The 9173-nt window shown below is 62.9% G+C and carries 9 protein-coding genes; 5 read left to right on the top strand and 4 right to left on the bottom strand.

Features of this window, described 5'->3' with window-relative positions; genetic code table 11:
- Nucleotides 1-198 precede the first annotated feature (198 nt).
- Nucleotides 199-1200 (top strand): Gfo/Idh/MocA family protein, encoded by a 1002-nt coding sequence (locus FKZ61_RS21625; RefSeq protein ID WP_170200137.1) that lies wholly within the window; start codon nt 199-201, stop codon nt 1198-1200.
- Nucleotides 1201-1583: 383 nt separating this feature from the next.
- On the opposite strand, the gene FKZ61_RS21620 is transcribed toward FKZ61_RS21625, so the two are convergent.
- Nucleotides 1584-1904 carry a hypothetical protein gene (locus FKZ61_RS21620; RefSeq protein ID WP_141612226.1) on the bottom strand — a complete coding sequence of 107 codons (321 nt, stop codon included), beginning with the start codon at nt 1902-1904 and terminating at the stop codon, nt 1584-1586.
- A 96-nt stretch (nt 1905-2000) separates the two neighbouring features.
- The gene (locus FKZ61_RS21615; protein WP_141612225.1) at nt 2001-3461 is read right to left on the bottom strand and encodes a tRNA sulfurtransferase; all 1461 of its coding nucleotides are present in this window, start codon (nt 3459-3461) and stop codon (nt 2001-2003) included.
- Between the two features lie 348 nt (nt 3462-3809).
- Here FKZ61_RS21615 and FKZ61_RS21610 point away from each other — a divergent pair, with 348 nt between their 5' ends.
- Nucleotides 3810-4877: a fatty acid desaturase gene (locus tag FKZ61_RS21610; RefSeq protein WP_141612224.1), complete on the top strand. Its 1068-nt coding sequence runs from the start codon at nt 3810-3812 to the stop codon at nt 4875-4877.
- Between the two features lie 97 nt (nt 4878-4974).
- Here FKZ61_RS21610 and FKZ61_RS21605 read toward each other — a convergent pair whose 3' ends face one another.
- Nucleotides 4975-5139 (bottom strand): OsmC family protein, encoded by a 165-nt coding sequence (locus FKZ61_RS21605; protein WP_170200135.1) that lies wholly within the window; start codon nt 5137-5139, stop codon nt 4975-4977.
- Between the two features lie 108 nt (nt 5140-5247).
- Entirely contained in the window at nt 5248-5451 is a 204-nt protein-coding gene (locus FKZ61_RS21600; protein WP_141612222.1) for a hypothetical protein, read from the bottom strand.
- Nucleotides 5452-5835: 384 nt separating this feature from the next.
- Here FKZ61_RS21600 and FKZ61_RS21595 point away from each other — a divergent pair, with 384 nt between their 5' ends.
- The 3 genes from FKZ61_RS21595 to FKZ61_RS21585 all read left to right on the top strand — a co-directional run bounded on the left by FKZ61_RS21595 (nt 5836) and on the right by FKZ61_RS21585 (nt 9166).
- Entirely contained in the window at nt 5836-6249 is a 414-nt protein-coding gene (locus FKZ61_RS21595; RefSeq protein WP_211358680.1) for an ArsR/SmtB family transcription factor, read from the top strand.
- Between the two features lie 68 nt (nt 6250-6317).
- Complete coding sequence (locus tag FKZ61_RS21590) at nt 6318-8555, top strand: heavy metal translocating P-type ATPase (RefSeq protein WP_141612221.1); 2238 nt, start codon at nt 6318-6320, stop codon at nt 8553-8555.
- A 29-nt stretch (nt 8556-8584) separates the two neighbouring features.
- Entirely contained in the window at nt 8585-9166 is a 582-nt protein-coding gene (locus FKZ61_RS21585) for a GNAT family N-acetyltransferase (protein WP_141612220.1), read from the top strand.
- The last annotated feature ends 7 nt before the right edge of the window (nt 9167-9173 follow it).

Raw genomic sequence — 9173 nt, 5'->3', positions numbered from 1 at the left:
GTTCTTTCGAAACATGGCGTTGACCAGGTTGGCTAGGGAGGAAGTACACGTCTTCCCCTATTCTACCTATTTCGCACTTTTTCGCGAGTTGCTACATGCTGCGAAACCCTTTTTGCAGGAGAGTCATGGATGCCAGCCTGTACCAGTTTACCACAGGTCCCGGCGTCCGCCGGCCACCCATCTAGAAAGGATCGATTCATGGCAGATAAAATCCGTTGGGGTATCCTGTCCACGGCCCGGATCAACAGTGCGCTGCTGGGTCCCATTCGCCATTCGGCGCGCAGCGAGCTGGTGGCAGTGGCCAGCCGAGATCTGGAGCGGGCCCGGGCCTACGCAGCCCAGGAGCGGATCCCCAAAGCCTACGGCAGCTATGAGGAACTGCTGGCCGACCCGGATGTGGACGTGATCTACAACCCGCTGCCCAATGCGCTCCATGCGGAGTGGACGGTGAAAGCGGCCGACGCGGGCAAGCATGTCCTGTGTGAAAAGCCCATCACCGTGAGCATCGAGGAGCTGGATCAGGTGGAAGCCGCGGCCCGGCTCAACGGGGTCACCATCTTCGAGGCCTTCATGTACCTCCACCACCCCCAGACTCGCCGGGCGCTGGCCCTGATCCAGGAGGGACGATTGGGCCAGGTCCAGCAGGTGAACAGCTGGTTCCACTTCTACCTGCCGCCGGAAAACGCGCAGAACATTCGCCTGAATGCAGCCCTGTCCGGCGGCTCCCTGTGGGATGTGGGTGTCTATCCCAACAGCATGGCCATCGTCATGATTGGTGCGGGCGTGCCGGTGGCGGTGTGGGCCAGCCAGATCGAAGGGGAAAGCGGGGTGGATGTGTCCATGCGGGGGCAGATGCACTTTGCCAACGGAGCGGTCGCCCAGATCTCCTCCAGCTTCCGCACCCCCTTCCGAGAGGCGGCCTACATCGTGGGTGACAAGGGGATTTTGCACATTCCAGAGCCATGGAAGCCTGGCCTGCGGGGGCAGGACAGCCGCATGATCTTCACCGGCCTGGACGGCAGCCAGGAGGAAATCATCACCCAGGCGGTGGACCCCTACCTCTGTGAGGTCCAGGCCATGGAAGCCTGCGTGCTGGACGGCGCGGACCCGGTGGTGCCCCTGAGCTTGAGTCGCCAGTTCCTGCGCAGCGTCCTGGCCCTGTACCGCTCCGCGCGTACGGGTGAGCTGGTCCGGCCGTAGCAGAGGCCTGGCCTCCACACGCCTGCTAAACTTTACCACCCCTATACAACCTGGATTCTCTGGCTGTCAAGCAGGAGAGATAAATCCGTGTCATTGCCATTTTGACACAAACGCCCTTTTCGTGCATATTATCCGGTAATGTTACCGGGAATATTTCCGGTAACATTACCGAGCTCCCCGAGCCCACCGTTTCGTCTGTCGACAGAGCTCAATCTTGCCCAGGCCTGCACATGCATTGCATGCTTGCAGACCCACGTTTTCGGACCGGCTTTCCTTCCCTTCACAGAATCGTAAATCCTGGCAGAAATTCGCCGATGGTATCCACCAGAGGGAGCGCGCCCAGAGGGCACCCGGAATTTCGGCCGTGGTATTTACGCCAAACTTTACGAGTGGGGGGAGCCATCCCCTTCTTCCGGGCTCTCATCCTCATCCTTCACATTCTTGCCTGCCAGCTCCCGAATGCGTCGGAAGAGTCGCTCGGCCACTTCCTGGGGGTTGGAGAGGTCGCCGACCACCCAGGCGTGAAACCGGCTGTCTAACTGAACCTGGATGTGATCGATATTCCGGTTCCGCAGCAGATTCTGGATGGCTTCCTGCTGGGCTGTGGTGTGAACGACGATGGTGTCGCCGGGCTGGGCCTGTTCCACCACCTCGAGCAGGTAGTTCGGCCACCCTCGGCGGGGCATGTAGTGTTTCATTGGCATGGGTCAGCGTCCTGTTTGGGCTTTTTGCAGTAGAGCCACAGATAGCGCTGCATCTGTAGTCCACTGTGGCGTCTGTGGTGTCATCTGTGGCTCCAATTACCCCCGGGGCTCGGCCGCCCCGGACCGTTCCTGGAGCTCCCGGTAGCGCTCATAGCCGCCATCGAAGCTGTAGGCGTTGATACCCCGGCGGCGTAACTCCGCGGCCAGCCCCATACTGGTCAGGCCATAGCGACACATGAGGATCACCGGCCGGTTGTCCGTCACCTCATCTGCCTCAAAGCGGTCCATGGGAATGGCCTGGGGCAACCGGGTGCCTTCGGGCAACATGCTGACCACCAGGGCATCCTGGGGAATGTGGCCGATGGTGGGGATGTCGTCCTCCAACAGGCTTTCCAGCTGTTCCAGGGGCTGGTTCAGGTCGATCTCGATGGCCTGATCGACGGCGGCGTGGATGACGGCGGGGTCAACGGCGGCATAGGCCTGGAAGAACTCTTCCCGCTTCACCCGGGGCGAGACCGGCCCCTGGGCGATAGAGCAGAGCTCGTTTACCTGCAGGGAGAGTTCGTAGGTGCCAATGGCCTGGGCCTGCTGCATGATCTCTTCCTTGCTCAGGGAGAGCACCGGCCGCAGGATGGGCAGGTCGATCCCGGCCTCTTCAATGGCGATGTTGTGCAGGGTCTGGCTGGTGGCCTGGGAGAGTACCTCGCCAGTCACCAGGGCCTGGCAGCCCAGTTTTTGGGCCAGGTATTCCCCGGCCTGGTACATGGCCCGCCGCAAGGCGACCTGGCGCAGGGCTGAAGGAATATGTTCGATCAATTCGGCCACCACCGGGGCAAAAGGTGCCACCCGGAAGACGGGCCGCGTCCCCACCAGCCAGTGTCGGTACAGGTGCTGGGCGACCTGAACCACAGGCCGGGCTTCGGCCAGGCCGCCGAAGGCCAGGTGCAGGAAGTGGGGCTGGTTGCCCCGCCGGGCCAGGTGCCAGGCAGCCACGGGCGAGTCGTGGCCGCCGGAGAAGAGGACCAGTGCATCCTCCCCAATGCCCAGGGGCAGGCCGCCGGGCCCGGGAATACGTTCAGTCACGAAGTAAGCGTGCTCCTCCCGCACCTCAATCTCCACCCAGATATCTGGATTGGTCAGGTTCACCCCCCGAGCATAGGCGTTGAGCCGGGCCCCCAACACTTCGGCCACATCCTGGGAGCGAAATGGATGGCGCCCTACCCGCTTACAGCGGACGCCGAAGGTCTTTCCGGCCACCCGATCCCGCCAGATGGCCTCCCCAGCAGCCACCACATCGTCCAGGTCCTGGATGTGGGCGCGCAGGGCGACGGCACAGGTCTTCACGCCGAAAACCCGGGCCAGCACATGGGGGTCAAAGGTGCCCCGCACCTCCAGCTTGGCAAAGGAGGGGACCACCTCCGCCTGAAAGCCGTGTTCGCGAATGGCCAGCCGGAGGTTTTCCAGGGTACGGCGCTGGAACAGGCGTCGGGTCCCCTTCCCGCGATGGATGACTTCTCCTTCAAAGCTGATCAGACAGACTTGTTGAAATTCCTGCATAGATACGCTCGTTTTCGCTTCTTTTTCGTTTTTTTCGTCTCGGTCGATCGGGCACCCCAATCTGGCACCCCATGAATTCCGAAGTTTGCATAACCTGGGCTATAGTATAGCACAGAAAGCGTCAGCCACGGTTGCCCCCGGTGCGCGGGAAATACCCGGGCAATATACGGCAAAACTTCTGCCTTTGACAGAATGCCCATTGTAAGCTATGCTGCAGGTCAGATATACGTTTCCTGAAGAGTAGCCTGGGTCCCCCCTTTGCCGCAAGTCAAAGGCCACCGTTCTCTCGAAGAGAAGCGGCGGCCTTTCTTTTTGGGCAAATAGAGTGACAGAAAGCAGAAGAAAACAATGCAGCAAACAATCAAAGATTCATCCCGAACTCCCCAACCCACCGCCGGAGCCACCTACACCGGCTGGCAAAAATTAGTCGCGCGCTATGCCAAACCGGATGTGAATCAGGCCCGGTGGCAGGTGCTCAACTCCTTTGGCGGCCTGCTCCTGGGCTGGATCGCCCTGTACCTGAGCCTGCAGGTGGGCTACTGGTTGACCTTGCTCCTGGCCTTCCCGGTGGCCGGCTTTCTGGTGCGCATCTTCATTATCCAGCATGACTGTGGCCATAACTCCTTTTTGCCTTCCCGGCGGGCCAACGATCTGCTGGGCTCCATCTGTGGCGTCTTCACCATGGTCCCCTACAAACACTGGCGGAAAAGCCACGCCATCCACCACGCCCACCACGCGGAGCTGGAAGAGCGGGGCATCGGCGATGTCTGGACCCTGACAGTCGATGAGTACGTCCAGGCGCCCTGGTGGAAACGGCTCACCTACCGGATCTTTCGCCACCCCCTCTTTCTCTTTGGCGTGGCCCCTGCTTTCCACTTCATGGTGCAGCAACGGTTCCCCCTCTCTGCCCCAGAACAGAATCGCCACGGCGAGACCGCCTCTGTGTGGTGGACCAACGTAGCCCTGGTGAGCCTGCTGACAGTGGCCAGCCTGCTGCTCGGCCTCAAAACGGTGATCGCGATCCAGTTGCCGGTTACCATCATTGCCAGCACCGTCGGCGTCTGGATGTTCTATGTACAACACCAGTTCGAGCGCACCTACTGGGAGCATTCAGAGGAATGGGACTACGTGTTGGCGGCCATGCACGGCAGCTCCTACTACAAGCTGCCCCGGATACTCCAGTGGTTTACCGGCAATATCGGCTTCCACCACATCCATCACCTGAGTCCCCGCATCCCCAACTACAACCTGCAGCGTGCCCACGATGAAAATCCATTGCTCCAGCGGGCCACCCACCTCACCATCCGGGATAGCCTGAAGACAGCGAACCTGGCTCTCTGGGATGAAAAAAGCCGGCGCCTGGTGACCTTCCGGGAAGTGGGCCAGCTCCAACGGCAAAAAATGTTGGCGGCCTGACCCATCCAGGCAAAGATCGGCAGCCGAAGCCGGTTTTCCCCGGCTCGACTGCCGATGCCCAACCCTGGGGCAGGGGAAGCGTGGGTTCCCCTACCCGCTATTCCAGATCTTCCATCTCCAGAGATGTGGTGATTTCCACGCTGCCGCTGATGGTACGGTAGACCGGGCAGAAGCGGGCGTGGAAACCATGGACCCGCTCCGCCACCGGCCGTTGCTCCCGGGGGAGCCGTAGCCAATAGGTGACGTGGATACGCCGCACCACCAGGACGTTATCCTCTTTTTCTATCTCGCCCACCGCCTCGGAGACAAGGCGACCTTCTCCCGCTGCAATTTGACGCGCCTCCAGCGCGCCTCCAAAGGTGCCAGTCAGTCAACCGGCCGCGGCCGCCACCAGATAATCCAGGGTGGTGGCGTGGGGTTCGACCTGACCAGGCTTCATGCCGTAATGTTCGGCAATTTCCGAGTGGACGCCAAACAGAACCGGCTCCGGCTCCACCGGCAGGTAGGCCCTGCGCAAAGGCCCCTTCACCCGCTCGATCCGCACCTTGGAACGATAGACGACGGGATCATCCATGGATTGCTCCTTTCTGAAGGAATTCGGCATCGAATTGTTACCTGAGACACCCGGGGAAGATGGGCGCCGCCTCCCTATTGTCCTCCCTTTGGCACAAACTGCGCGTAAGGCAGCTTACAGGGAAAGGCCCCTGCCTGTGTGGAAGGCGACGCGCTCCTGGACACCGAAGCCATTTACGATGGCGTGTAAGCAAGACGCGAACTCGCCTACGATACGCCTTTCAGTTCCTGGGTGAATGTAGGCCGGTTGGCCCTCAGACACCCTCCCTCCTGGGGCAAGATTTGACAGCGTGCGGGTTCCTTGATACACTAAACACATAAACAGTTACTTATCTGTTTTGCCTCACGGCTATCTGATGGGCCATCAGGCAAAAAAGGAGCATCTGTGCAAATCTCCAGCGCCCGCCCCTTGAAGTCCATGACACAAGGCCATCCCCCGGCCCACGAACGCCAGTCCTTCTGCACCGCCGATCACTCGGACTCGACCCTGGCGGCAGCGGTGCGCGCCCACCTGGTGGACGCCGCCACCGCAACCCAGGCAGCCGAGCTCTTCAAGGCCCTGGCCGACCCCACCCGGGTGCGCATCATCAGCCTGCTGGCCCACACGGAGATGTGTGTGGGCGATCTCTGCCTGGCCCTGGAGATGACCCAGCCGGCCATCTCCTACCAGCTGCGTATCCTGCGCACCCTCCGCATCGTGCGCAGCCGCCGGGAAGGGAAACATGTCTTCTATACCCTGGACGACGATCACGTCTACCAGATCTTCCGGCAGGGGCTGGACCATGTCCAACATGGATAGTTATTGATATTTTGTCTCAATTACATCAACGTATGCTTATGTGTTTATCAGTAAAGATGGATGCATCCATGGACGACGTAGGTACCCAAACGTGGCAACTCAAACTGGCAGGGCTCCTGCCTACAGAAACGCCTGCGGAGGACGGCTGCCGCCAGCTCCTGGAACGCCTGGCCGCCGTGCAGGGGGTGGCCCGGGCCCACATCGTCGAAGCGGATGGAGCCTCGGCCCTCTGCGTGCACTACGATCCCGGCCAGATCGAACCGACTCGTCTGGAGCGCCTGGCCCAAGAACTCAGCAGCCAGCTTGCCGCACCCGCCATGGCCGCAGGCCCTGCTAACCAGGCCGCGCGGCCAAGGCCCGAAGCACCCCCAGCGCATGGCCATGACGGCGTACCGACCTTTCTCCCCAGCTGGCTCCAGGAACAGTGGACGCTGCTACTGGTAGCGTTGGCCGGCCTCTTCCTGGTGGTGGGCTTCATAGGGGAACGGCTGCTGGGCCTGCCCGAGCCCGTGGCCCTGGCCTTCTACCTGCTGGCCTACCTGGCCGGCGGCTACGATGTGGCCGTCCACGCCCTCCCAGGACTCCTGCGGGGCCGGTTTGATACGGACGTCTTGATGCTGGCGGCCGCCGTGGGCGCGGCCGCCCTGGGGGAATGGGAGGAAGGCGCTTTCCTCCTCTTCCTCTTTGCCCTGGGCCACGCCGGAGAACACTATGCCCTGGACCGGGCCCGCAACGCGGTCAGTGCCCTCGCGGCCCTCATGCCCCGCACTGCATACCTGCGCCAGGGGGACCAGATTACCGAGGTATCGGTGGAAACCCTGCAGGTGGGCGACCAGGTCTTGGTGCGCCCAGGAGATCGGCTGCCCGTGGACGGGGAGATCGTGGCCGGGCGCAGCAGCATCGATCAGGCCCCGGTGACCGGCGAAAGCGTCCCGGTGGCCAAAGAGCCCGGCGACCCGGTCTTCGCCGGCACCATCAACCAGGAGGCGGCCATCGATGTGCGGGTGACCCGGCTGGCCCGGGACAATACCCTGAGCCGGGTCATGCAGATGGTGCAGGAGGCCCAGAGTCAGCAGAGTCCGACCCAGCGCTTCACCGAGCAATTTACCCGACGCTTCGTTCCGGCCGTCCTGGGCCTGGCCGGCCTGGTGGCCCTGGTGCCCCCCCTGGTGGGTTGGATGGCATGGAACGAGAGCTTCTACCGGGCCATGCTGCTGCTGGTGGCGGCCTCTCCCTGCGCCTTAGCCATCGGCACCCCGGCCGCAGTGCTGGCCGGTATCGCCCAGGCCGCCCGCAACGGCGTGCTCATCAAGGGCGGCGTCCACCTGGAAAATCTGGGGCGCCTCCAGGTGATGGCGTTCGACAAAACCGGCACGCTGACCGAAGGCCGCTTTCAAGTGACCCAGGTGATCCCCCTGAACGGCGCTTCACCGGAGGAGGTGCTACGCCTGGCCGCGGCCGTGGAGCAACAGTCCAGCCACCCGCTGGCCCAGGCCGTGGTGGAGGCTGCCCGGTCCCGCGGGCTGGAGATCCCCAACGGAGAGGCCGTCGAAAATCTCCCCGGCCGGGGCATTCGAGGCCATGTCCAGGGAGAGCCGGTACTGGTCGGCTCCCAGCGGCTCCTCCAGGAAATGGACCAGCTGACGCGGAACGGGGACGCCACGGCCCTGTTCCAGCGATTAGAAGAGAGCGGCGAGACAGCCATGGCCGTGAGCCGGGGCGGCACGGTGGTGGGGGTGATCGGCCTGGCGGACCGACCTCGTCCGGGCGTTCGGGAGACCCTGGAACGGTTGTTGGCCCTGGGCATCCGCAAGCTGGTCATGCTGACCGGTGATACGGAGGCCGTGGCCCGGCGAATCGCGCGGGAGGTGGGGGTCACCGACGTGCGTGCCGGCCTGCTGCCAGAGGAGAAGCTGCAGGCCATCCGGGCGCTGGAGGCCGAGTATGGCCCCATCGCCATGGTGGGGGATGGCATCAACGATGGGCCGGCCCTGGCCACCGCCACCGTGGGCATCGCCATGGGCGGCGCCGGCACCGCTGTGGCCCTGGAAACCGCGGACGTGGCCCTCATGGCTGACGACTTGGGCAAGCTCCCCTTTGCCGTTGGGCTGAGCCGGGCCAGCCGCCGCATCATCCAGCAGAATCTGGCCATCGCGCTGGGGGTGATGATCCTGCTGGTCCTCAGCTCGGTGATAGGGTTGGTCCAGCTGAGCTGGGCTGTGATCCTGCACGAGGGGAGCACGGTCTTGGTGGTGCTCAACGCCTTGCGGCTGTTGGCCTACGGAAGCGCCCCTCAGAACCAGTAAATGATAAGAGTGCCACCCAGGAGGCCCCGTTGAACAGGGACAAACCTTATACCCAATTGCATATGGTCTGGCCGCCCCATCGGCTGGACACGCCCCCGGCCGTACAGATGCCGCCCGGCTATTTCCTGCGCACCTACCAGCCGGGCGATGAACCTTCCTTTTATGCGGTCATGGAGCTGGCCGGCTTCACGGGATGGGATGACGAGAAGTTGCAGCCCTGGCTCGCCCGGGTGCTGCCGGAGGGCTGGTTCCTGGCCATCCACGCCCAGAGCGGCAAGATTGTGGCCACGGCCATGGCCACCCATAACGCCACAGAGCTACACCCCTTTGGCGGCGAGTTGGGCTGGGTGGCCGGCGATCCAGCCCATGCGGGCCGGGGATTGGGTTTGGCTGTCTGCGCCGCGGTCACGGCACGCTTCCTCGCGGCCGGATATCGCCATATCTATCTGAAGACCGACGACTGGCGGCTGCCGGCGTTGAAGACCTATCTCAAACTGGGGTATGTCCCTTTCCTGTTTGCGCCCGGCATAGCAGAGCGCTGGCACGCGATCTGTGCCCAGCTGGACTGGCCGCACACCCCCGACGTCTGGCCCCGATCCTGGGCAGAATGAGGAATCA

The organism is Litorilinea aerophila (assembly GCF_006569185.2).
Classification (GTDB): Bacteria; Chloroflexota; Anaerolineae; order Caldilineales; family Caldilineaceae; genus Litorilinea; species Litorilinea aerophila.
The sequence above is the reverse complement of the archived record's forward strand: the minus strand, read 5'-3'. Positions and strand labels throughout refer to the sequence as shown.

What these genes read in the sequence shown, in the direction of transcription:
- FKZ61_RS21625 (WP_170200137.1), top strand. Translation starts at nt 199, where the DNA reads ATGGCAGATAAAATCCGTTGGGGTATCCTGTCCACGGCCCGGATCAAC.
- FKZ61_RS21620 (WP_141612226.1), bottom strand. Translation starts at nt 1,904, where the DNA reads ATGCCAATGAAACACTACATGCCCCGCCGAGGGTGGCCGAACTACCTG.
- FKZ61_RS21615 (WP_141612225.1), bottom strand. Translation starts at nt 3,461, where the DNA reads ATGCAGGAATTTCAACAAGTCTGTCTGATCAGCTTTGAAGGAGAAGTC.
- FKZ61_RS21610 (WP_141612224.1), top strand. Translation starts at nt 3,810, where the DNA reads ATGCAGCAAACAATCAAAGATTCATCCCGAACTCCCCAACCCACCGCC.
- FKZ61_RS21600 (WP_141612222.1), bottom strand. Translation starts at nt 5,451, where the DNA reads ATGGATGATCCCGTCGTCTATCGTTCCAAGGTGCGGATCGAGCGGGTG.
- FKZ61_RS21590 (WP_141612221.1), top strand. Translation starts at nt 6,318, where the DNA reads ATGGACGACGTAGGTACCCAAACGTGGCAACTCAAACTGGCAGGGCTC.